Origin of the sequence: Moraxella cuniculi (assembly GCF_900637105.1) — a bacterium.
In the GTDB taxonomy this organism is placed as follows: domain Bacteria; phylum Pseudomonadota; class Gammaproteobacteria; order Pseudomonadales; family Moraxellaceae; genus Moraxella; species Moraxella cuniculi.
Map to the genome: position 1 here is coordinate 1,282,148 of NZ_LR134343.1, position 23,803 is coordinate 1,305,950.

Below are 23,803 nucleotides of genomic sequence, written 5' to 3' on the forward strand. Positions count from 1 at the left end.
CTTGTTATTTCCAAAAATGAAAATAGACTTCCCATAAATCGCCATTCCATTTCAATATTCACAAGGCTAAAATACTCTCAACTGTTATACATTGAGGGTATTTTTATGAACAAATTATTTCACCGCAGTTTACTCGTTGTTGCTTTGGGTTTGGTTGGCGTGGCGTGTACGCCGATGAGCCAGCTTGCTAAAGCCAAATCCGCCCAATCTTCGTTTGATGGCGTTACGCAGGTTGAAAATCTGCAATATATCAATGGTTTACAAAGCCCTGAGGATTTGGTGCAAATCCCCAATACCAAATGGCTGATAGCGAGCGGTATGGCGAATAACAGCGGTTTGCACTTGATTGATGGTGAAAGCAAAATTAGCCAAAGATAGATCGCCCCGAAAGCAAGCTTGCCGTCAGAGCAATATCCTGACAGTCAGCCACAACCGCTGCCTGATGAAATGCAGGCTCACGGTATCAGTTTGCGTGAAATCGGGCAGGGGAAATCGCTGTTGTATGTCGTCAATCACAACGGCAAAGACAACAATATCACCCGTGAAACCATTGAAATTTTTGAAGTTGATGCAAGCCGTGCCAAGCCTGCTTTGACTTGGCTGGGCAATGTGCGGATGCCGAATGATTTTGCAGCAAACAGCGTGGTTTCGGGGTCAGACGGCTCAATTTATGCCACGGTGATGATGCACCCCCAATACACTTTGGCGGATATGTTTGCCGGCAAAATCACGGGGGCGGTGTATCGCTGGACGCCCAAAACCCGCCAATTTGAAAAATTGCAAGGCTCGGAATTTACGGGCAATAACGGCATTGAATTATCCAAAGACGGGCAATTTATTTATGTCGCCCATATGAAAAATATCAGCAAACTCACCAATACCAATCCGACCAAAATTGTCGCAACCGCTACGCTTGATTATGGTGTTTTTGATAATTTGCATTGGGCGAACGACAAACTCATTACCGCAGGCTCTTGCACGGAAAGTTGTGGCAATTCAATGACTTATGACTGCCTGAAAGATTATCATATTACGACCATCAACCCTGATAATTTGGCAACCGACGCTATTTTTAAAGGCAAATATACTCAAGATTTTAGCGGTGTTTCAACTGTGTTACCAGTGAGGAAAACCTATTATCTCGGCTCATTTTACAGAAATAAAATGGCGTATTTTGAGACAAAATAATCCTCTATTTAAGGAAAAACAATGAGCAAACAAATTCAATTTCATCAAACAGGTTCGCCTGATGTGTTAAAAATCGTTGAGATTAGCCCTATCGAGCCGAAATCGCACGAGGTGCAAATTAAAATGTCGGTGTTAGGTCTAAACCGTGCCGAGGCGATGTATCGGGCAGGAGCTTATGTGATTGAGCCTGTTTTCCCTGCCACGATGGGCTACGAAGGGGCTGGCGAGGTCGTGGCGGTGGGCGAGGGCGTGAGCGAATTTGCCATTGGCGACAAAGTGAGCGTGATTCCGTCATTTATGTTCACCGAATACGGCACTTATGGCGAAGTGGTCAATTTGCCCGCTCACGCTGTGGTCAAGCACTCTGACAATCTCACAATGGAACAAGCTGCCGCCAGTTGGATGATGTTCGTTACCGCTTATGGTGGCTTGGTGGAATTCGGCAACATTCAGGCAGGCGATTTTGTGGTGCTGGGGGCGGCGACCAGTTCGGTGGGGCTGGCGGCAATCCAAATCACCAAGCAGCAAGGGGCGACCGTGATTGCCCTGTCTCGCACCCACGCCAAAGGCGATGTGTTGCGACAAAAAGGGGCGGATTTTGTGATTGCCACCAGCGAGCGATGTTACCGCCAAATTGCTGGAAATCACGGACGGCAAAGGCGTGAATTTGGTGTTTGACCCAGTGGGCGGTAAAGAAGCGGCAAAAATTATCAATGCAATGGCACACAATGGACGTTACATCATTTACGGTGCATTAAGCCACGATGACATCGCCGTGCCAGTGTTTCCGATTTTGGGCAAACATCTCACGGTGCGAGGCTATGAACTGTTTGAAATCACCACCGTGCCAGAAAAACTCGCCAAAGCGAAAAAATTTGTGTTTGACGGCTTGGCAAGCGGTCAGTTGCAGCCTGAAATTGACAAGGCTTTTGCCTTTGATGAAATGATTGAAGCTCACCACTATCTGGAAAGCAACCAACAGATTGGGAAGATTTTGGTGAAGGTGTAAATAAAAATGCCGTCTAGAAGTTGGTTTCAGACGGCATTACTTTTTAAAGCATCCAGCCTTTATACAGACAATCTAATAATTCTTTCTGTCTTTCTTCTACTATTTCTGGTGTCCATTCTTCTTTATCTAACACTTGAGTAGTTAAAGCATACGATGAAACATTGTTATTTCCACGAAAATATTTTTCTTTCTTAACTTTAAACTCCCAATTGGATGCAGCAGAATTTCTTCTTTTATTAAGCGGTACTAGGTTGGCTAATCGGTGTAGCCATAATTGATGTTTGTCATCAGACCACCATTGTTGCCACTGGCTTTCAGGGGTAATAGTCTGTGGCAACACATGCTCAATTGTTAGCAAACCATCTTTGTGTTGATAAGTTGCCCCACCATCAGAAATCATTGCATCTAATCTTAAAATGATGTAATTTCTTCTGACCGCAGTCATTTCATTATAAATATTACCATCCAATAGTTTTCTAAAAGATTGCTTTTCTTCATCACTCAATCGCAGGCTCTCACTGCACGCTTTTGGATTATCCTGCAATTCTTTCAATATCAAACCATAGCGTTCAATACGCTTATTAACATCTTTGGCTGATAAATGCAGATAAGAACTTAATATTTCAAGTTGCTTAAAAAATGCCAATGTCTGTTCATTGCTAGGCTTTTGATGTAAAAATAGAATAGCAGCAGGCAACCATTCAGAAAAACCAATACGATTTAACCATTTTATATATTCATTGATGTCTACCTGATATTGGTCTATTTGATAGTTACTATTTTTCAATGCTCTAAATGCAGCAGTGTAACTAGACAATTCATTATCAATAAAAGCTGGGATAGATGGAATTTTTGGAACAATCAATTCTTGTAATTCTTCTAAAATGCTTTTTTGGGCTTTTTTCTTTAATTCAATCATACGGATATGAGCAAACAACTCATTGAAAAGATTTCGTCCTAGCTCTTGCTCTAAATCTTCCCATTTTTTGGTATGCTCATCTTGTTTATCGGTAATTTTTCCAATTAAATCAGCCTTCAAAATATCAGTTGGTAACAAATCCAAACCACGGTTATTCATCACAGAAAAAATGCGAAATGCTGATTTTTGGCTAGGGGTAGATACAATCACTAAGCAGCATTTTTGAATTAAAAAACTGAAAAAGTTAAAAACGGCTGTACTGTCGTTATTAAATTTATTTTCAATACACTTAAGTATAGCTTTAGCATTTTTAACTATATTTCGTTGAGCGTCATTTTTACAATCGTGCTCTATATTTAAATTATTTAATTTATCAAATTGCAGTTCTTGAATATATTTTCTGAAAAAATCTTTATCACGCTGGCGAAGAGTTAGCCTTGGTTGTGCGGTAAGGTTTTGTGATTTCTTTGCTGGTTGCTGCAAAATCTCTTGACCTTCAGATTTATCTTCATCTGAAAAATGGTGTGTTAAAGCTGCGATTAATATGGTTAAGCTAGTCAAACGCTGTTGCCCATCTACTACATCTGCTTTGGGTTTGTTATCTTGTTTGATAACGACAACACTGCCTAAAAAGTAGCTCTCATCGGTTTGTCGTTGATAAAATTCGTACAAATCATCAAATAATTGCTTGATATGTTCCTCTTCCCAAGAATAAGGTCGCTGATAATCGGGAATTTCATATTGAAATTTTGAACTGAATATTCCACTCAAATAAAATGCTTCACCTTGAATGGCGTAATCTTGAATACTCATATTTTTCCTCAATTAAAAACCACAACATTGATATTTTACATGGATAAACTATCCTATGCAATAATATACTTTTCAGTTTATTTTATCATCTAAAATAAAATTATAATCAGAAAATATTTTTCAAATAAAAAAAGTGCAAAAATCACATTTTGAAATAAATTTCATGATACCAAATCCATTCAACCGAAACTTCCACCCTAACAAACAATAAAATCTCACAAAACTTTTGCAGGATTGCACTCTTTGTTTTCATCAATAGAAATCATCTTTCCATTTTTCACTATTCTATTTCCACTCATGCCAAATTAAAATAGCGTTTATTTTTAAGCTGAACGATGCTCTATGCAAAATTTTAATATTCCCCCAAAACTTGCCAATCACGCAGGTTTTTCGCAAATTTTTCAAAAAGATAAGCTGACATTTGGGTTAATCGCCCCTTTCAAGGGTTATGCCGAGCATATCCCTGATAATCTGACCGACATCGGCGATACGGCGGTTTTGGCGGAGAAATTGGGCTTTTCTGCGCTTTGGGTGCGAGATGTACCGTTTTTTGACCCCAATTTTGGCGATGTAGGTCAGGGGCTTGATCCTATCGTCACGCTTGGCTTTTTGACCGCCAAAACGCACAAAATCGCCCTTGGCACAGCAGGGCTGGTTGCACCGCTTCGCTCGCCGATTCATATCGCCAAAACGGCAGTCAGTCTGGCAACCCTCAGTGACAATCGGTTTGTACTGGGGCTGTCTAGTGGCGACCGTCCGATTGAATACCCTGCTTTTCAGGCTGCCTTTGAAAATCGTGCCGAGCGTTTTCGTGAAAGCATTGAGATGATTAAAACCTTGACCGAGCAGACTTTTCCACATTATCAAGGCAAGCATTACGGCAATCTAACGGGCGAGTTGGATTTGTTGCCGAAACCAACACAACCTCTGCCGATAGTAGCGATTGGGCGAGCAAGACAGGAAATGCAGTGGCTTGCCAATGTGCCTGACGCGTGGATTTGGCATGGTGTCGATCCAAAACAGACGGCAAATATTGTAAAAACGCTGGCTGAATTAAATCAAGACGGTTTTTGGCATCCGTTTGGTTACGCCAATTTTGTAGAAGTGTTGGAGAATCCGAACGCCCCTGCCCAACTGTTTAATAACATTTATTTGCGAGGTGGCTCAAATGCGTTGTGTGAATTTTGGCAAGAGCAGAAAGCGCAAGGCTTGGCACACATCACGCTAAATCTCAAACCAACGAGCCGCCCAACTGCCGAGGTGTTGCAAGATTTGGCAGAAAATGTGTTGGCGAAAATGTAGGTTAGCGGGTTGATTGGGCTAAATAAAAAAACAAGCGGTGGAATTTTGGGAAATTTCTTAAAATCCCACCGCTTACGTTTTAATTTTTCAAATGTTCTAGGATTGCACAATAAGCATTTTCATCGCCAGCACACTCATCGTAGCATTGCTGTAAGGTTTGTCGCATTTTTTCTAGGCGGTCAATTTCTTGCGTGAGAAATTGCAAATGCAAGCGGGTAAATTGTTTCACATCTTTGCATTGATGTGGGGAAGGGGTATCTAAAAGATGTACCAACTCTTTGATTTGAGCGATGGAAAAGCCCACTTCCCTTGAATGATGAATGAATTTCAATCGTTCAACATCTTGCTCGTTGTAGGTGCGGTAGCCCGACAGAGTACGGCGGACAGTCGGCAATAATTGATGTTTTTCATAATCGCGAATTTGTTTGGCAGATAATCCTGTCAAATCGGCAACTTGTTTAATGTGCATTTTTTTAAGCTCCTTACTTGACCTTAACCTATGGTTAGGGATTATACTATCCGTGATGGGAAAATCAAGCCCGTCAATCGTTTTACAACTTTTAATTTAAAGAGGAATACACAATGAAAAACACCCACACACCGTGCTGCGAAAACTGCAAATGCACCCCAGAAAAATGCTATTGTCAGGAAAATCCTTGCTGTGATCATTGTCAATGCACATCGCAAAAATGTGACTGTCAGCCTAGCGAGTAAATGAAACAAGCGGTGGGATTCTGCAAAACTTTTGAGAAATCCCACCGCTTGTATTGCGTTACGCCTTGCCCCAAAACGCATCTTCGGCGGCTTGGTCGTCTGAAAACAGCCAGACGGTTTGGATTTTGCCGTCCACCACTTCAAACAAATCCATGCCCGTCATATCCATTTGCGAGCCGTCCGCTTTTTTGCCCGAAAAACGCACAGGGCAGGCAACCAAATTGCCGTTGATCATTAAATTGCCATTTGGGGCGAGGGCGAATGAGCCTTGGGTGTCTGCCATCATTTGCCCAATCATTTCGCCGATTTGCGCCGCGCCGATTTTTACGCCTGAAAATTTGTTGTTACCAGGTTGGTGCCATTTCACGTCTTCGGCAAAGGCGGAAAAAGCGGTTGGCATGTCGCCTTTATCAAGGGCGGTTAAATAATTCACGACAGTAGTTAATGCAGTCATAAAAATTCCTTATGTTGATAAGATGTTAGAAAAAAAACGGTGCGATTTTACCATTGTTTTTGCGTTCAGGCTGCCTGAAAATAAAAAGCGGTGCAATTTTGCAAAATTTCCCCAAAATCCCACCGCTTGCAAAAATTAGCAGGTTACGGTTTCGCCCTCTTTTGGCACGGCAACTTGTTTTCCCAAGCCGTTCTCTTTGACAAATTGACGCATTTGCTCGCTGGTTACGGTGGTGTGGTTCACGGCGTCCATATGCACAGTGATGATTTGGGCATTCGGCATTTTTTGGCTGGCGAGCAACACATCTTCTTGCCCCATAATCAGGCTGCCGTCAAAGCCTTGTAATTTTGCCTGTCCTGCGTTGAGTACCAGCACATCAGGGCGGTGCGTTTGCAAGGCGTGTTCAACATGATGATTCCAAAGCGTGTCGCCCACCAAATAGAGCGTTTTTTGATTGGGTGCGGTAAACACCACGCCCATCGCATCGCCTGCGATTTCGGCAAGCATTGGGATTGAATACATCTGGTCGGTGCCGTGCTGACCGCCTGTCTTAAACATCGTTACCCCTTGAAATGCCGTGCCTTGCCCCATCACCTGCACATTTTGGAAACCTTGCGAACGGATTAAACGCGCATCGCCAGCATTTTGCACAAACATCGGTAAATCTTTGGGCAAGTGCTTTTGAGCCGCCTCGTCCCAGTGGTCATCGTGGGTATGGGTAACGATAATTGCGTCCACGCCTTTTAAGGTTTCTGCAATGGAAAAAGGCAAGTCAATCAACGGATTGCGTAATTCGCTATTGACTGTGCCTTCAAAGCCCGCATACGCCCCTTTTTCGCCCAAATACGGGTCAATCAAGAAAGTTACCCCTGCATAAGTCAAACGAGCGGTGGCGTTGCGAATATGTTGGTAGTGAATTTGTGTGGTCATTTTTGCCTCTAGTAAATTTTTTTGAAAAACTAACCGCTTGTTGCGGAATGGACACTATTATAACAAGAATCATACCGAGAAAAAATTGACATTTAAGCCATTTTACGAAAGAATTGGGTCAATTTTCATAAACAGGAAAAAATTTTATGCCCAATTGCCCAAAAATCGGTCTGTTTGATTTTGGAGGGTTGTCCAAAGTCAATCTGTTTCAATTTGCCGTGCCACAGATGGTGTTTGGCGACCTTTACGCCGAAAAATGGTTTGAGCTTTTCATTCTCAACGCCTCATCCGACCAATCGTCCACGCTACCTTGCGATGGGGATTTATCCCTTGCCGAACAAATGGATATGCTGATTGTGGCAGGCTGGCACGATATCAATGAACCACCTACACCCGAGGTGCAGCATGCCCTACGTCAAGCCTATACACGTGGGGCAATGGTAGTCGGCTTGTGCTATGGCACGTATGCATTGGCATATTCAGGCTTACTAGACGGTAAAAAAGCGGCAACACATTGGTTTGCCGAAAGTGATTTCAGTCTGCGTTTTCCGAGCATTCAGCTAGATACCAACGCCCTTTATGTGGACGAAAATCGGCTGATTACTTCGGCTGGCACGGCGGCGAGTTTGGATTGTTGTCTTTATATCGTGCGGAAATTTCACGGCAGCCGTGTCGCCAATAAAATCGCACGAATGATGGTCGTTCCGCCCCACCGTGAGGGCGGACAGGCACAATTTATTGACCAACCTCTGCCGATTGTGAGCAAAGACCAGCAAATCAACCAACTACTTGCCAAAATTCAGCAAAATCCGACCGCTTGCTACCGCATTGACGAACTTGCCGAACAACTGGCAATGAGCCGCCGCACCTTTACCCGCCACTTCCAAAAGGCGACTGGCACGAGTTTGACCCAATGGATTATTCATCTTCGCCTAAAAAACAGCCTTACATTATTAGAAAATACTTCATTATCCATTGAGCAAATCAGCGAACGGGCAGGTTTTCAAAATACCGTCAGTTTCCACCAACATTTCAAAACCCGCTACCAAATCACCCCAAATGACTGGCGACGAGCGTTTGTGGGCATAGAAAAATAGAGCGATTGCTGCCTGAAAACCTAACGATTATTTTCGCCCCATTCGCACAAAGCGTCCAAAATCGGTATTAAAGACAAGCCTTTATCCGACAAACTATACTCCACTTTCGGCGGAATTTGCGGATACTCGGTGCGGATAATCAAGCCGTCATTTTCCAGCTCTTTTAACGATTGGCTCAATGTTTTGACCGAGATTTTGCCGATTTTGCGTTGCAGTTCGTTAAACCGCATATTGGGCGGATTGCGGTGCAACCAAAACAAGATTACCATTTTGTATTTTCCGCCAATAAGCGACAAGGCATAGCCAAAACCTGTTTCGTCTAGTGATTGGATATTTTGATAATTGGGGGCATTGAGCATTTACACTTTCCTTTAGGTGAGTATATTACGATAAGTACCGTACTATTTTTTGACATCATACACCATTATAATATGCTCACTTTTTAAACCGCCCATTGGAGTATGATGATGAAAATCCAAATCTGGTCAGATTATGCCTGTCCTTACTGTTATATCGGCAAACGCCATTTAGAACAAGCCCTTGAACAATTCGCCCACAAAGACAGCGTACAGATTGAGTTTAAAGCCTTTGAACTTTATCCACACGCAGGCAAAACGGCAGTCAATACCACTCAAGAACGCATTGAGAAAAAATACGCCAAAACGCCGCAAGGGGCATTAGAAATGATTGCCCATATTGAAAAAATGGGCGAGCGAGCAGGCTTGGAAATGAATTATGCAGGCGTGAAAAATACCAATACCTTCGATGCTCACCGCCTCTATCAATGGGCAAAAAGTTTGGGTAAAGGAAGTGAAATGAACGAACGCTTGATGCGTGCTTATTTCACCGATAATGTGGAATTGGCAAATTGGGAAACCTTGGCAAAGCTGGCAAACGAGGTAGGCTTAAACGGCGATGATGCCAAAACAATGCTCGCTTCTGATGATTTTATCCAAGCGGTCAAAGACGATGAGAACGAAGCTAAAATGATTGGCGTGCAAGGCGTGCCGTTTTTTGTGTTTGACGGCAAAACCGCCACATCGGGAGCAATGCCTGTGGGAAGTCTTTTGGGTCTACTAAACCAAGTTTATCAAGATAATCAAACGGATAGTCTGACAGGTGCAAGCTGTGGCATTGATGGGTGCAACTGATGGCAATCCTAGAATTTACACCGTCTGCCAAACCCATTATTTTGGGTGGGCAAAGTGCGGATAAGCATTTGATTTTGATACACGGATTGACACTTTCAGGCAGGCAGTTTGTGCCGATTGGGCAGTTTTTATTGGCACGGCTTGGGCAAAATTGGCAAAATGGCTTTCAGATTGGCTGAAACAGTAACTTCTTTCCCTATTCCATGTTTCCACAAAAATAAAAACCGCCTACCGTGATAAACGATGTTTTTACTCACCAAAATTTTCCTAAAATTTTGTGGTGATACGCCAAAGCATACCTTAAATTGCCCATCTAATTGAATATGGGGAATTTTTGTCCCAAATTCGCTCAATATAGCCTTATCATTATCGCTACATACCTTAAAATCAAACATTTTTTCCCTTGATAAGTGGTTTGAAACAGCAAAAATGGAATATTAAAGACAAAGTTATTGCAACGGTTTTTGGTGTAGAGAACTAGGGTTGGGGGTGTTATTAAAATTCATTGTTTTTATTTAAAATTTCAAGAATTTTTTGATGACGAACGCCTTTATCAGACTCTTTAAATTCCAAATTCTCTTTGATTGGCTTGCCCTGTTTGTCAATTTTAATCCACTCTCCATTTAATTGAGCATCGGTTATTTCACCATCTTTAAAATAACTAATAAAATCATAAATCATTGGAATAATAAGTTCGCCTTTATTATTAATTGCACCCCATCTGTTGCCGATTCTCACGCTGGCAACTCCATTAAAAAATTTGCTTGTCTCATCATAGTTAAAAGGAATAACCAATGTTCCTGTTTTATCAATAAATCCGCTTTTGTTATTTTTTTCAACAATTGCCAAACCTTCTCTAAAGTCTGACGCATTATCATATTGAAAATCAATGATAATTTTACCTGTTTTGTCCATAAAGCCAATTTTGGAACTTTGTTTGATGACAACAAATCCTTCTTTAAATTCACTAATAACTTCCACACCATCAGGAATTTCAATGACAATATTACCTTGATGATTGATGAAAAAAATTTTCCCATCTTTTTCAACTTCTGCCAAACCATCGCTAAATAAATTCACATTATCATAAATCAAAGGAATGACAAGATTGCCAGACAAATCCACAAACCCTGCTTTGTTGCCTTTTTCAGCACGCGAAAACCCTTCAGAAGGACAAGAAATATAATCAAGTTCATGTTTGTTTGATGGTCGTTTGCAAGGATTGGCATGACTATTTTGTGAGAATAAAAAGGGTAATAACATTGCCACAAGATAGCTGACTTTTTTAAGAAAAGGGCGTATCATTTTTTGGTTCCATTGCAAAAATGGATTTATTATACCGTCTTTCATATCAAAATAAAATGGCAAAATCCTTGCATTGATTGGTCATATTATCTATTTTGTCATAAAACAAAAATCTTTAATATATGTATGTTATTTAGCCCAAAAATTAGGAAAATTTTATAAAAACTGTCGAGCAAAACGGACAACTTATCATTGGCGTTTGGCATTTAATGGCAAAAGATTATCCGCTATTTGCTGAAGAGTCGCACGGAGTAGAACTACATTCATCGGTTGCGGACATTTTGGCGGATAGCGCGTGGATTGAAGTGGTTTGAGTTGATAAAACAAACACCGTTTTAGAAATAAAAGTGGTAGGATTTGGTGAAATTTCTGCCAATCCCACCGCTTGTTATTTCCAAAAATGAAAACCAACTTCCCATAAATCGCTATTCTAGCGTAAATTTTAAGATGTTAAAATTTCCCCAACTTTTACCCATTAAGGAATTTTTTATGAAACAAACTAACCGTATTTGCGACATTTTGGGGATTGATTATCCGATTATTCAAGCACCGATGTCGTGGCTGACGGACGCCCGTTTTGTGGCGGCGGTGAGCAATGCTGGTGGCTTGGGATTTCTTGCACCGCACGCAGGGCAGACCACCAATCCCCGTTCCAATGAAGAAGTATTGGCACGGTTGCAGGAGCAAATCCGTAAGGTAAAAGCCTTGACCGACAAGCCGTTTGGTGTGCCAGTGGTGCTGTCTTATGATTTGGCGATGATTGAGCCGATTAGCGATTTGTTGATTGCCGAACAAGTACCAGTGGCGTTGATTAACTATTTTGAGGGCTACGATTTTGAGCCGGTTATCGCCAAACTCAAAAATGCAGGGCTGAAAATACTGTTCCGTCCGCTCAATCCAACCCTTGAAAATGCACGCTTTGCCGAGAAAGTGGGGGCGGATATTTTCATCAGCACGGGCTTTGACGAGGGCGGTACGCTGCCGACCCAACAAATCGGTTCGTTTTCGGTGGTGTCGCATATTGTTGATGAAATCAACATTCCCGTGATGTTGGCGGGCGGTATTGCCGATGTGCGGGGTGTGCGAGCGGCGTTGGCGTTGGGGGCGGAGGGCGTTTATGTCGGCACGGCATTTTTGGCGACCGTTGAGAACCGTATGGCGGACAATGTCAAGCAGCTGCTTGTCAGCACCACCGCCAACGATTTGCACATTTATCGAACCAATCCAGCCTATTACCGCTCAATCCCAACCGCACTCAGCACGCAATTAGTGGCGATGGACGCCCAAGGTGCCAGCCGTGATGAGATTGAAAAAGCAAGCAAATTCGGCACAGGAATGCGTTTGGGAATGCTGGAAGGCAATTTGGACGAGGGCTATATTTCGGTGGGCAATGGCGTGACGCTTATCAAAGAAATCCGCAGTGTACAAGCCTTGATTGATGATTTAATGCAGGATTTTAGATAATCTGGCTATTTTTATTTTTGTAGTATCGGGCTTGGTGTACAAGCAGTTTTGCGTGATAACGCGGTTAAGGTTGTCGTTTTTACCCCTGATTTGCACCAAGTGATTAAAAGTGATTGATGATGTTTACAGGGTGGAGATTGCCAACTTATCCTGCTTTTTATGAATGTAAATTCACCAAAATAAAATAAGGGTGGCAAAACCACCCTTAAATGTCATAAGCTCTTATGATGCCTGAACATCGTTGATGAGTTTTTGATTGTGCTGCTTGAGGGCTTCTGGCATACGCTCGCCAAGTTTGTCAAATAGCTCGGCATGGCTTTGTAGCTCATCAAGCCACTGCTGTTTGTCTTGGCTGGTTACCAAATCAAACTGTGCCTTGCTAAAATCCGATTGATCCCAATTGATATCCTCGTAGGTTGGCACCAGCCCAATCGGTGTTTGTACGGCGTTGGCTTTGTTTTCGCAGCGTTCGATAATCCATTGCAATACACGCATATTTTGCCCAAAGCCCGGCCAAACAAAATCACCATTCTCATCACGGCGGAACCAGTTTACTTTAAACATTTTTGGTGGTTGATTGCCAGAAGCGGCGGCTTTTTGATTGATTTGTTCGCCCATTTGTAGCCAATGGTTGAAATAATCCGCCATGTTATAACCTGCAAAAGGCAGCATGGCAAAAGGATCGCGACGCACAACACCTTGCTGACCGACAGCGGCGGCGGTGGTTTCAGAACCCATCGTGGCAGCTTTATATACGCCATCTACCCAATCAAATGCCTCTGATACCAAAGGCACGGTGTCAGCACGGCGACCCCCAAAGATAAAGGCAGAGATTGGCACGCCTTCAGGATTTTCCCATTCAGGATCAATAGAAGGGCATTGTGCAGCCGAAACGGTAAAGCGAGCATTGGCATGAGCGGCTCGTTCTTCGCCTGTGTGTGGCTGGCGTTTCCAGTTGGTAAGGTTGGCTGGCGTTTCCTTGGTTTTGCCTTCCCACCATACTTCGCCATCATCAGTTACGGCAACATTGGTGTAGATAACATCAGAGCCTAAGGTGCTCATGCAGTTTGAGTTGGTCTTGGTGTTGGTGCCGGGAGCCACGCCAAAGAATCCTGCTTCAGGGTTGATGGCGTATAGTTTGCCGTCAGCTGATGGCTTAATCCAAGCAATGTCATCACCAACGGTTTCGACTTTCCAGCCTTCATAGCCAGCTGGTGGGATTAGCATGGCAAAGTTGGTTTTGCCACAGGCTGATGGGAAGGCGGCAGCGATATAGTGTTTTTTGCCTTCTGGATTGGTTACGCCCAAAATCAGCATATGCTCAGCCAACCAGCCTTGCTCGCGACCCATGGCAGAAGCGATACGCAACGCTAGGCATTTTTTGCCAAGCAGGGCATTGCCACCATAACCTGAGCCATACGACCAAATTTCACGAGTTTCTGGAAAATGCACAATGTATTTTTCGTCATTGCACGGCCAAGCAACATCTTGTTGTCCTGCTGACAGTGGCATACCGACCGAATGCACACAAGGCACAAACGCCCCATCTGTGCCTAGTACATCATAGACCGCCTTGCCCATGCGAGCCATTTTTCGCATACTTACCACCACATAAGGCGAGTCAGTAATCTCAATGCCAATTTGGGCAATGTGGCTACCCAGCGGACCCATGCTAAATGGCACAACATACATAGTGCGACCAGCCATACAGCCATCAAACAATTCATTTAACTTGGCACGCATTTGCTTTGGCTCAACCCAATTATTGGTGGCACCTGCATCAATTTCATGCTCTGAACAAATAAAGGTGCGATCTTCAACACGAGCCACATCTGAAGGGTCAGAAAATGCCAAATAAGAATTTGGGTGCTTTTGCTCATTAAGTTTGACCATGGTGCCATTGGCAATCATCAACTCAAGCAGGCGTTGATTTTCTTCTTCAGAGCCATCGCACCATTGAATGTCGGCAGGCTTGGTTAAAGCGGCAATATCGGCAACCCAGTCAATTAGGGCTTGATGACGAACAAATGCTGGAGCGGTAATCTTTGTGGTCATGATGAAATCTCATTTGATGAAAATTGAGCAAATTTGCTAAAATTGTCATATCACTGTCATTTGTGCGTGCTAAATTAGCACTTGATATGTAACAAAACAATGCAAAATATGCTAAAAAACTGTATTAAACCACAAAAGCTGGCAAATGATAAGCATTATTCAAAAAATAAATGAATATATTTTTTAATTTGATAATATTTATGGCAATAAAGTATTAATTTTGTTCATTATTAGAATGCAAATATTGAATAAAAACAACCAATAAGCAAACAATTTTGACAGCTTGATGAATATTTTGGACAACATGACAAGTGTGAAGTTTGCTTTATCTATAGGCATTAGCATGGTTATGATTGGCATTTGTGGATTTTGATAGCTATATTATGGCTGTTCAAGATTGTAATCTTGCCACAAAGTCGCCCAAAAATGCTACAATAATGCTGGTATTTGACAAATAAACAGTGGGGCATTATGGCAAAAGCCAAAAGCAGCTATGTCTGCCAGCAGTGTGGTGCAATCTATGGCAAATGGTCGGGGCAATGCACTGATTGTGGCGAGTGGAACACGCTTGTTGAGGCGGTCAGTACGACCTTGCCACATCATCAAAAAGCCAAATCCAGCACACCTGCAAGCAAGACGGCAAGTTATGCTGGTGCGGTCAGTGGTGTGATGACGCTTGACAATGTAGGGCTGACGCTTGAGACTCGTATGCCTACAGGGATTGGTGAGTTTGATCGTGTCTTGGGTGGTGGCTTGGTGGCAGGTTCAGTGGTGCTGATTGGTGGTGACCCCGGTATTGGCAAATCTACCATTTTGCTTCAGACGGCAGCCAACATGGCATCTAGCGATTCGCTGGCAGGTTCTGCACTGTATATTACAGGTGAGGAGAGTTTATCCCAAGTTGCCATGCGTGCCAAGCGGCTGGGTCTACCAACCGATCGCTTACGCGTACTTGCCGAAACCAATGTGGACGCTATTTGCATGGCATTAAGTAGCGAACAGCCTGCAATTGCCATCATTGATTCTATTCAGACATTATTTACCGAAATGATACAATCTGCCCCTGGTGGCGTGGCACAAATCCGTGAATCGGCGGCGATTTTGACACGCTTTGCCAAGCAGACAGGCACGGCGTTATTTTTGGTGGGTCATGTTACCAAAGAAGGGGCGTTGGCAGGGCCGCGTGTGCTTGAACACATGGTGGATACTGTGCTGTATTTTGAAGGCGAGGCAGATAGTCGGTTTCGTATGATTCGGGCGGTAAAAAATCGTTTTGGTGCTGTCAATGAGCTGGGTATTTTTGGCATGACCGATACAGGGCTAAAAGAAGTTGCCAACCCTTCGGCGATTTTTTTGAGCCGTTATGATAGACCGATTGCAGGCTCTGTGGTGATGGTGAGCCGAGAGGGGACAAGGCCACTATTGGTTGAGGTGCAGGCTTTGGTGGATAGTACACAAGGACAACCCAGACGCATGGCATTGGGATTGGATTATCAGCGATTATCAATGCTGCTTGCGGTCATGCACCGACATGGAGGCATTCATACCAGCGGCATGGATGTTTATGTCAATGTGGTTGGTGGGGTGAAGGTTATGGAAACTGGGTCAGACTTGGCGGTGCTTTTGGCCTGTGCCTCAAGCATTCGCGAAAAACCATTGCCAAATCGCTTGGCGGTATTTGGCGAAGTGGGATTGTCTGGAGAGATTCGTCCCGTGCCAAATGGTCAAGAGCGATTGCGTGAGGCGATGAAACATGGTTTTACTCATGCCATTGTCCCAAAAGCCAATGCCCCCAAAGAAAACAGCGAGCAGTTTGCAGGCATTCGGATTATTGCTGTTGATAGGCTTGATGATGCCTTAAGCCAAGCATTTTCGGTTGATTATTAGACTGATTAATTGATTTCTTGCTGCCGTCAGGGTGGGTGGCTACAAGTTTGAGATTGTGGTTGTGATTATCAACGCCATCATGCTTGCTATTGCTACCTCGCCATTGTTGCTGGCGTGATAATCGGTTGTCGCCACGTCTTTGTATGGTGGTCAAATTGCCAAAGTTCGTGCGATGGCGTAATGTAGTAGCGTTAAAGACTTTGGTAAAGTCATGTCAGCCTTTTGCGAAAATCACTTGGTGATAAACCTGTGAGCTGCTTAAATTGCCTGCTAAATGCACTGTGATCTGCATAACCACACTGCAAGGCAATCTCAACCACAGATTGTTTAGTATTTTTTAATAAATCGATGGCTTTTTCTAGGCGGATTTTTTGCAACATTTGCTGTGGTGATAACTGCAAAACCGAACGAAATAACCGTTCAAGTCTTGAAATGCTCAGCCCTGTTTGCTTGGCAAGCTCGCCGATGGTGAGTTTATGCTCGGCATGGTCTTTCATATAATCGATGGCGATTGCCAGCTTTTCGTGATTTTTTAATTGATGCCCATTGTCCTTGTCAATATCAATAGAAACACCAACCATAGCCACCACTTGATTGTTGTGGTTATAAATCGGAAATTTGTGCGTCATGCACCAGCCTAACTTACCCGATGGATAAGTATGTAGCTCCAGCCTATCAACAATAGATACCCCTTCTAGAACTTTTAAATCCTGTGCCATATATTCACCGCCTTGTTTGTCGCCAAACATTTGTGCAGGCGTTTTGCCGATAATTTGCGAATCATGCTCTATATCAAGTCTTGCTTTTAAGGTTTTATTAACAATCATATATTGAGCTTGGGTATTTTTTACAAAAAATACCGTTGAGCTTAATAGGTCAAGAATAGGAATAATTGCCCAAATACTGGCAATAAAACCATCAAGGTTGGCTACCGCATACCGTCCATCTGCCTTGCTTTTATCAAGGTGCAATAGGTGCAATTGCGACAAAGTATCGTTGTGCATATTCATCACTCCATCATACAAAAATTATAGCAAATATAAGGATAATTTTACCAAACTGTGCCAAATTCGGCGTTTTTTGTTAGGAATTTATCAAGCATTATATTCGCCAAACCGCTAACATAAACCAAAAGTTGGCCAAAAATCAACAAGGAATGAATAACCATGAACCAACAAGATGTCTGCATTTATCTGATTGATTCGCATACTGGTGGCGAGCCTACGCGTATGGTATACCAAGGGTTTCCTAGGCTGCTTGGTGATACCGTTGCCGATAAGCTGAATGATTTTAAACAAAATTACGACCATCTTCGTCAAGCTATTATTTTGCAGCCGCGAGGTAGCGAGGTGATGGTTGGTGCTTTGCTTGTGCCACCAAGTGATGATTCTGCGGTTGCTGGCGTTATATTTTTTAATAACGAGGGTTATCTTGGTATGTGTGGGCATGGCAGTATCGGGGTGATTGCATCTTTGGCTTATCAGGGGAAAATTGGGGTCGGTGAGCATCGCTTAGAGACCGCTGTGGGGATTGTTACGGCTACCTTGCATCATGATGGTAGTTGTAGTATTACCAATGTGCCATCTTATCGCTACCAAAAGCAAGTCAGGCTTAAGGTGCCTGATTTGGGTGTTGTCCATGGCGATGTTGCATGGGGTGGCAACTGGTTCTTTTTGGTGAATGATCATGGGCAAAATCTGCACCTGCAAAATGTCAAGCAATTAACCGAGCTGGCTTTAAAAATCAAATCAGCCCTGAAAAATCAAGGCATTGTCGGAGCTGATGGCAAAGAGATTGATCATATTGAATTATTTGGTGAATCAAATATTGCCGACAGTCGCAACTTCGTTCTATGCCCGGGTGGGGTCTATGATCGTTCGCCATGTGGTACAGGCACCAGTGCCAAGATTGCTTGTCTTGCAGCTGATGGCAAGCTACGGCCAAAAACCGTATGGCGACAAGAGAGCATTATAGGCAGTGTATTTTTGGCAAGCTATGAGACGGCTGGCAACCACAATCAATATGGGAGCGTAACAATTGTCCCAACCATTCGGGGCAATGCCTATATCAGTGCCGAAACCAAACTTATCATGCAGGCAGACGATCCATTTTGCTGGGGATTTTAACCATGAACGCAATCAACTCTGGTGCTGATTTTTATGTCATAGGCGGCGGTGTGATTGGGCTGTGTGCAGCATTGCAGTTGCAGTCTCAGGGTCAGTCTGTGGCTATTTTGGAAGCCGATAAAGTGGCTGCTGGTGCATCTTTTGGCAATGCAGGGCATTTGGCAACGGAGCAAGTTTTTGCCATTGCAGACTTTGGCATTATCAAACAGTTGCCTGCCATGCTGTTTGATCCTTTGGGGGCTTTAAGGATTGATTGGACTTATCTGCCCAAATTATTGCCATGGGCTATGAAGCTGCTATTATCAATGAAAAAAGAGCCATCACAAAAAAATTCATGCGGCATTAAAGCAAATCAATGGCGTAAGTCTAGCCGCTTGGCAGGATTTTTCGCACAAATGGGGGCTGGATAATTGGGTTTTTGCCAAAGGCTCCTTGCTGGTGGCAGAAAGCGAGTCTTCTTTATTGTCGCTTCGCCAGCACGGCAAAAAATTAGCCGCTCTTGGCGTGGCAAATACTTTTATCACTCAGCATGAATTGCTTGCCAGAGAGCCTGCTTTGGCAAAAAATCAACTGGGGGCGTTATTTTTTCCAGATACGGGTCATGTTGGCAATCTATCTGCAATGTACAAAGCATTGATTGGGCATTTTATTGGCATGGGCGGTGTTATTTATGAGGGCTGCAAGGTTTGGAGAATTTACAATGAGCGGCAGTTTGTACGCTTAATAACCACACAAGGTGAAATCATGGCACCAAATATTTTGATCAGTGCTGGTGCATTTTCAAAGCCGCTTGTTACACAGGCAACTGGCGTTGAAGTACCTCTTGATACCGAACGAGGTTATCATTTGATGTTACCCAATGAACACAATCGCCTACATATCCCTGTAACGAGTATGGATCGCCGCTTTATCATGACGCCGATGCACTCAGGGCTTAGGCTTGCAGGCACTGTTGAGTTCGCTGGGCTAAAAAAACCGCCCAATATGCAGCGTGCCTATAATTTGCTCAAACTTGCCAATCCTATGTTTAATCAGGATTTGGACAGCTCACAATCTACGCCTTGGATGGGGTTTAGACCATCAACGGCAGATTCCTTACCTGTGATTGATAAGATTGGTAGGGTTTATCTAAATTTTGGGCATCAGCATCTGGGGCTGACGCAGGCAGTGGTAAGTGGGCAGATAATTAGCGATTTGCACTTTGGCAGACCGACAGCCATTGATTGCACTGCCTACAAATTAGAGCGATTTGGGCAACCATTAAAGTAATATTTATTAAGTTTTAATAAACACAGCAAATTAAGGAGATGCTAGATGAATATTCATGGTGTTTTGGTGCCAATTGTTACCCCATTTGACAAAAATGGTGCGGTAGATCTGCCAACTTTGGAGAAATTGGTTGGTTGTTTGATTAACAAAGGCGTGGCTGGTATCGTGGCTTGTGGCACAACTGGCGAGTATTATGCCTTATCACCAAAAGAACGCGAGGTGGTGATGACAACCATCGCCAAGCACGCCAAAGGCAAAGTTAGCCTAATTGCTGGCATCAATAGCCTATCAACAGATTATACCATTGAACTTGCCCATCAAGCCAAGCAAATGGGTTATGAAGGGCTGATGTTGTCGGCAAATCCGTACAGCTTGCCAGAGCAAGCAGGGATTATTGCTCATTTTGAAAAAGTGGCAAATACGGTAAAAATGCCCATCATCATGTATAATTTCCCTGCTCGTGTTGGCGTTAATATTGAGTTTGAAACGGTTGAGTATTTGTCCAAAAATCCGTATATTATAGGCATTAAGGAAAGCAGCGGTAATTTTAGCCATGCTTTGCGAATGTTGCAGGCTAAGTTTGCAAATTTTGAGATTGTATGCGGCTGTGATGACCAGCCTGTGGATTTCTTCTTTTGGGGAGCCAGAAGTTGGATTGCAGGTGCTGCCAATGTCTTCCCTGATGAACAAGTGGCGATTTATCAAGCTGCTTGCAACGAAAACTGGGACGAGGCTCGCCGCATCATGAGCAAAATTTATCCTGCAATCTGCTCGATGGAATCTGGCGATTATAACCAAAAAGCCAAAATTGGTTGTCTAAAAGGTACGGTTGATGTCGGTGGTGTTCGACTGCCATTGGTTGATATTAGTAATGAAGACAAACAAGAATTTTTATCATTGTTAAATAGTTGAGGTTTGTATCATGACAACACCAAAAAATAAAGAGGCTGTTTTTGCGGCAGCCAAGCAGGGCGTATTGTATGCAGGCAATTTGATTGTCGGTGCTGACCCATGCCAGTCCACAATGACCAATACCACCCCAATTGACAACAGTGCAATTGGCACAATTGATGATGCCACCGAAGAGCATGTCAATCAAGCGGTCAAGGCTGCACGAGCTTGCTTTAATAATGGCACATGGAAGGACAAATCCCCCGCCCAAAGAAAGCAAATCATGCAGGCGTGGTCAGCCCTTATGAAAAAACACGCCGAAGAATTGGCAGCACTGGATTGCATTGATGCTGGCAAGCCAATCAGCGAGTGCATAAATACCGATATGCCAGCAACGTTGGATACTTTTGATTGGTATGCCGAGGCGATTGATAAGGTTTTTGGCAAGGTGGCACCAACAGATGGCGGTGTGGTTTCTTGGATTGTCAAAGAGCCCATTGGCGTGGTGGCTGCTGTACTTCCGTGGAATTTTCCTGCACAGATGTTTGCTTGGAAGGTGGCACCTGCATTAATCATGGGCAACAGCGTCATTGTCAAGCCTGCCGAACTGACCAGCCTGTCGGCTTATCGCATGATTGAGCTGGCTTATGAGGCAGGCGTGCCAAAAGATGCTTTGCAGATGGTCTGTGGACGCGGCGAGGTTGTGGGTGCAGCCATTGGCAGACACATGGATATTGATATGGTGTCTTTTACTGGCTCAACTGAGGTAGGGCGGTTATTTTTGCAGTATTCAGCACAAAGCAATCTAAAAGAAATTGTCCTAGAATGCGGTGGCAAGAGTCCTCAGATTGTCTTTGAAGACGCTGTTATTGATGAAGATATGGTTAATAATGTCTTGTCTGCAGCTTTTTGGAATATGAGCGAAAACTGCAGCTGCGGCTCCAGATTGCTGGTGCATAGCAGCAAAAAACAGCTTTTACTTGACAAACTGGTTGCAGGGCTTGCCACTTGGAAATTGGGCGACCCACGACAAGATGATGTTGTGCTAGGTCCGATGATTGAGCAGGCACACTTTGACAAAGTGGTGCATTATCTAGAAACCGCCAAATCCGAAGGTGCGTCATTGCTGACAGGTGGCAAGGTATGTGCAGACATGGGCAGTGGCTGGTATATCGAACCGACTATTTTTGAGAATGTAACTGCTGACATGACTTTGTTTAAGGAAGAAGTGTTCGGCCCTATTTTGGCTGTAACGGCATTTGACAGCGAAGAAGAAGCGGTAAGGCTGGCAAATGACAGCAGTTATGGTCTGGCAGCGTCATTTTATACCCAAAATCTCAAGCGTGCATTGTCGGTTGCAAGACAAATCCAAGCTGGCACGGTATCAATTAATGGCTTCTCAGAGGGCGATATTACAACCCCATTTGGCGGCTATAAGCAATCAGGATTTGGCGGCAGGGACAATGGACTGGAGGCATTGGAGCAATATTGCCAAACCAAGACCATCTGGGCAATCTGCTAAGCAATAAGGACTTTTAAAACCCTACTTGTGGTAACAACCTTTGGAGTTTGTATTCCATTGGTAGGGTTTTTGCAACTTAAGGAAATGGATATGGAAGGTTTTATCAATACAATAGTGGGTTATATTTGGAGCGATGCTCTGGTGTATTTGGCTTTGGCTGTGGGAATTTATTTTACTGTTGCTACAAGGGGTGTGCAATTTCGCTATCTTAAAGAGATGATTCGCCTATTGTTTGACAAAAACAATTCAGGGCAAGGCGTTAGCTCATTTCAGGCGTTTTGTATGGCGTTGTCTGGCCGTATTGGTGTGGGCAACATCGCTGGCGTGGCTACCGCAATTGCAGCTGGCGGGCCGGGTGCGGTGTTTTGGATGATTGTCATGGGGCTATTGGGTGGGGCAAGTGCTTTTATTGAATCCACTCTGGCTCAGGTCTATAAAGAAAGTGCCGATAAGCAGTATCGTGGCGGCTCACCTTATTATATTGAAAAAGGTCTAAAAATGAAGCCGTTTGCAATTTTTGTTGCGGCTGTTATTTGTCTGTCTTATGGGGTTTTGGTGCCAGGTGTGCAGGCAAATACAATCAGTGATTCGTTTAGCACTGCTTTTGGGCTATCTCCAGCGATAACAGGTTTGATTGTGATTATGCCGTTGGCCTTTATTATCTTTGGCGGCATTAAGCGGATTGCTAGATTTGCTGACAAAGTTGTTCCATTGATGGCGATATTCTACATTTTAATGATGGCAGTGGTGCTAGTTGCGAATATTTCTGCCATACCTAGCATGATTGCCCTAATTGTAAAAAGTGCATTTGACATGGATGCAGTGTTTGGTGGTATTGTTGGCACGGCAGTTTCTTGGGGTGTCCGCCGTGCGGTTTTTTCTAATGTTGCTGGTGCAGGCGAGGCGACATTTAGCTCGGCGGCTGCCGAAGTATCGCACCCTGCCAAACAAGAGCTGGTGCAGAGCTTTTCGGTTTATGTGGATACTGTGCTTGTCTGTACGGCGACAGCATTAATGATTCTCTCAACAGGCATGTACAATGTTGCAGATCCTGATGGCACCATGCTGGTTGAAAATATGCCAAATGTGGCGGCTGGTACGGCATTCACACAGGCGGCGATTTCAACCGTGTTTTTGGATTTTGGCCCTGCGTTCGTTGCAATAGCCATATTCTTATTTGCATGGACTTGCCTGCTTGCTTATTATTATATTGCCGAAACAACCTTGGTGTATTTGGATAATAAACTGCGTTATCCGTATTTTAAAACAATACTAAAAATTGTATTTTTAATTATTTGCTATGTTGGCAGTGTGCAATCAACGGGCATGATGTGGGCATTGGGCGATATTGGCTTTGGTGCCATGTGTTATCTTAATTTTATCGCCATCGTATTGCTTGGCAAAATCGCCTTTAAGGTGCTAAAAGACTATGATGCACAAATGAAAAAAGGCCTAAATCCTGTTTTTGACCCAAGAAAGGTGGGTATTGACAATGCTGATTTTTGGGTTGGCTATAGTGATAAGCATAAGCAGTGATTGTGTTTGGTCTATTGAATCATGCTTGATTTTGATGGGTTTTAAGGACCAAATCCAAACTTGGCAACCAAGCCATAAGGCTTAGTTTTGCACGATACAGAATTTGGCTTTTGTGCTTGGTTTTGCCTAAGTTATTTTAGTTTGCTTGGTTTGCTTGCCTGATGGTTGGAG

At 43.5% G+C, this 23,803-nt stretch carries 24 protein-coding genes; 16 read left to right on the forward strand and 8 right to left on the reverse strand.

Annotation, left to right across the window (positions count from 1 at the left end; all coding sequences use genetic code 11):
• Positions 1-105: 105 nt before the first annotated feature.
• From EL162_RS05890 to EL162_RS10280, 4 genes are read left to right on the forward strand one after another with little or no spacing between them, the layout of a single operon-like run.
• A complete protein-coding gene (locus tag EL162_RS05890) occupies positions 106-378 on the forward strand; it encodes a hypothetical protein (protein ID WP_126330757.1) in 273 nt (90 codons plus the stop codon).
• Between the two features lie 18 nt (positions 379-396).
• Complete coding sequence (locus tag EL162_RS05895) at positions 397-1,188, forward strand: SMP-30/gluconolactonase/LRE family protein (RefSeq protein ID WP_126330759.1); 792 nt, start codon at positions 397-399, stop codon at positions 1,186-1,188.
• Between the two features lie 21 nt (positions 1,189-1,209).
• Complete coding sequence (locus EL162_RS05900) at positions 1,210-1,866, forward strand: zinc-dependent alcohol dehydrogenase family protein (RefSeq protein ID WP_259772310.1); 657 nt, start codon at positions 1,210-1,212, stop codon at positions 1,864-1,866.
• Positions 1,793-2,197: a zinc-binding dehydrogenase gene (locus EL162_RS10280; protein WP_259772311.1), complete on the forward strand. Its 405-nt coding sequence runs from the start codon at positions 1,793-1,795 to the stop codon at positions 2,195-2,197. The genes EL162_RS05900 and EL162_RS10280 overlap by 74 nt, the downstream gene beginning before the upstream one ends.
• 43 nt (positions 2,198-2,240) lie before the next feature.
• On the opposite strand, the gene EL162_RS05905 is transcribed toward EL162_RS10280, so the two are convergent.
• Positions 2,241-3,929, reverse strand: coding sequence for a DUF262 domain-containing protein (locus tag EL162_RS05905; RefSeq protein ID WP_126330761.1), 1,689 nt, complete (start codon positions 3,927-3,929; stop codon positions 2,241-2,243).
• A 342-nt stretch (positions 3,930-4,271) separates the two neighbouring features.
• On the opposite strand from EL162_RS05905, the gene EL162_RS05910 reads away from it, so the two are divergent.
• The gene (locus tag EL162_RS05910; protein ID WP_126330763.1) at positions 4,272-5,231 is read left to right on the forward strand and encodes a TIGR03571 family LLM class oxidoreductase; all 960 of its coding nucleotides are present in this window, start codon (positions 4,272-4,274) and stop codon (positions 5,229-5,231) included.
• 79 nt (positions 5,232-5,310) lie between these two features.
• On the opposite strand, the gene EL162_RS05915 is transcribed toward EL162_RS05910, so the two are convergent.
• The 3 genes from EL162_RS05915 to EL162_RS05925 form a co-directional block, all read right to left on the reverse strand.
• On the reverse strand, positions 5,311-5,700 hold the full coding sequence (locus EL162_RS05915) for a MerR family transcriptional regulator (protein WP_126330765.1): 390 nt from the start codon (positions 5,698-5,700) through the stop codon (positions 5,311-5,313).
• 303 nt (positions 5,701-6,003) lie between these two features.
• Complete coding sequence (locus EL162_RS05920; RefSeq protein WP_126330767.1) at positions 6,004-6,399, reverse strand: nuclear transport factor 2 family protein; 396 nt, start codon at positions 6,397-6,399, stop codon at positions 6,004-6,006.
• A gap of 135 nt (positions 6,400-6,534) precedes the next feature.
• Entirely contained in the window at positions 6,535-7,329 is a 795-nt protein-coding gene (locus EL162_RS05925) for an MBL fold metallo-hydrolase (protein WP_126330769.1), read from the reverse strand.
• A gap of 146 nt (positions 7,330-7,475) precedes the next feature.
• On the opposite strand from EL162_RS05925, the gene EL162_RS05930 reads away from it, so the two are divergent.
• The gene (locus tag EL162_RS05930) at positions 7,476-8,426 is read left to right on the forward strand and encodes a GlxA family transcriptional regulator (RefSeq protein ID WP_126330771.1); all 951 of its coding nucleotides are present in this window, start codon (positions 7,476-7,478) and stop codon (positions 8,424-8,426) included.
• 20 nt (positions 8,427-8,446) lie between these two features.
• Here EL162_RS05930 and EL162_RS05935 read toward each other — a convergent pair whose 3' ends face one another.
• A complete protein-coding gene (locus EL162_RS05935) occupies positions 8,447-8,785 on the reverse strand; it encodes a winged helix-turn-helix transcriptional regulator (protein ID WP_126330773.1) in 339 nt (112 codons plus the stop codon).
• 108 nt (positions 8,786-8,893) lie between these two features.
• Here EL162_RS05935 and EL162_RS05940 point away from each other — a divergent pair, with 108 nt between their 5' ends.
• Both EL162_RS05940 and EL162_RS05945 read left to right on the forward strand, forming a co-directional pair.
• On the forward strand, positions 8,894-9,577 hold the full coding sequence (locus tag EL162_RS05940; protein ID WP_126330775.1) for a DsbA family oxidoreductase: 684 nt from the start codon (positions 8,894-8,896) through the stop codon (positions 9,575-9,577).
• Entirely contained in the window at positions 9,577-9,756 is a 180-nt protein-coding gene (locus tag EL162_RS05945) for a hypothetical protein (protein ID WP_197718963.1), read from the forward strand. The genes EL162_RS05940 and EL162_RS05945 overlap by 1 nt, the downstream gene beginning before the upstream one ends.
• Positions 9,757-10,072: 316 nt before the next feature.
• Here EL162_RS05945 and EL162_RS05950 read toward each other — a convergent pair whose 3' ends face one another.
• Positions 10,073-10,945 carry a WG repeat-containing protein gene (locus tag EL162_RS05950; protein WP_126330777.1) on the reverse strand — a complete coding sequence of 291 codons (873 nt, stop codon included), beginning with the start codon at positions 10,943-10,945 and terminating at the stop codon, positions 10,073-10,075.
• Positions 10,946-11,371: 426 nt separating this feature from the next.
• Here EL162_RS05950 and EL162_RS05955 point away from each other — a divergent pair, with 426 nt between their 5' ends.
• Positions 11,372-12,346, forward strand: a complete 975-nt coding sequence (locus EL162_RS05955; RefSeq protein ID WP_126330779.1) for an NAD(P)H-dependent flavin oxidoreductase — start codon at positions 11,372-11,374, stop codon at positions 12,344-12,346.
• A gap of 222 nt (positions 12,347-12,568) precedes the next feature.
• Here the strand turns inward: EL162_RS05955 and EL162_RS05960 are convergent, their stop codons facing one another.
• Complete coding sequence (locus tag EL162_RS05960; protein WP_126330781.1) at positions 12,569-14,401, reverse strand: phosphoenolpyruvate carboxykinase (GTP); 1,833 nt, start codon at positions 14,399-14,401, stop codon at positions 12,569-12,571.
• A gap of 471 nt (positions 14,402-14,872) precedes the next feature.
• Between EL162_RS05960 and radA the strand changes: the two genes are divergently transcribed.
• A complete protein-coding gene (radA, locus tag EL162_RS05965; RefSeq protein ID WP_076555349.1) occupies positions 14,873-16,288 on the forward strand; it encodes a DNA repair protein RadA in 1,416 nt (471 codons plus the stop codon).
• A gap of 209 nt (positions 16,289-16,497) precedes the next feature.
• On the opposite strand, the gene EL162_RS05970 is transcribed toward radA, so the two are convergent.
• Positions 16,498-17,298 (reverse strand): AraC family transcriptional regulator, encoded by an 801-nt coding sequence (locus tag EL162_RS05970; RefSeq protein WP_227543384.1) that lies wholly within the window; start codon positions 17,296-17,298, stop codon positions 16,498-16,500.
• Positions 17,299-17,454: 156 nt separating this feature from the next.
• Here EL162_RS05970 and EL162_RS05975 point away from each other — a divergent pair, with 156 nt between their 5' ends.
• The 6 genes from EL162_RS05975 to EL162_RS05995 all read left to right on the forward strand — a co-directional run bounded on the left by EL162_RS05975 (position 17,455) and on the right by EL162_RS05995 (position 23,632).
• Positions 17,455-18,414: a proline racemase family protein gene (locus tag EL162_RS05975; protein WP_126330783.1), complete on the forward strand. Its 960-nt coding sequence runs from the start codon at positions 17,455-17,457 to the stop codon at positions 18,412-18,414.
• Between the two features lie 2 nt (positions 18,415-18,416).
• Entirely contained in the window at positions 18,417-18,824 is a 408-nt protein-coding gene (locus EL162_RS10285; protein WP_259772312.1) for an FAD-dependent oxidoreductase, read from the forward strand.
• Positions 18,766-19,683, forward strand: coding sequence for an NAD(P)/FAD-dependent oxidoreductase (locus EL162_RS05980; protein ID WP_375537713.1), 918 nt, complete (start codon positions 18,766-18,768; stop codon positions 19,681-19,683). The genes EL162_RS10285 and EL162_RS05980 overlap by 59 nt, the downstream gene beginning before the upstream one ends.
• Before the next feature lie 45 nt (positions 19,684-19,728).
• The gene (gene dapA / locus EL162_RS05985) at positions 19,729-20,595 is read left to right on the forward strand and encodes a 4-hydroxy-tetrahydrodipicolinate synthase (protein ID WP_126330785.1); all 867 of its coding nucleotides are present in this window, start codon (positions 19,729-19,731) and stop codon (positions 20,593-20,595) included.
• 10 nt (positions 20,596-20,605) lie between these two features.
• Positions 20,606-22,096, forward strand: a complete 1,491-nt coding sequence (locus tag EL162_RS05990; RefSeq protein WP_126330787.1) for an aldehyde dehydrogenase — start codon at positions 20,606-20,608, stop codon at positions 22,094-22,096.
• 90 nt (positions 22,097-22,186) lie between these two features.
• Positions 22,187-23,632, forward strand: a complete 1,446-nt coding sequence (locus tag EL162_RS05995) for an alanine/glycine:cation symporter family protein (RefSeq protein ID WP_126330789.1) — start codon at positions 22,187-22,189, stop codon at positions 23,630-23,632.
• Positions 23,633-23,803: the final 171 nt, after the last annotated feature.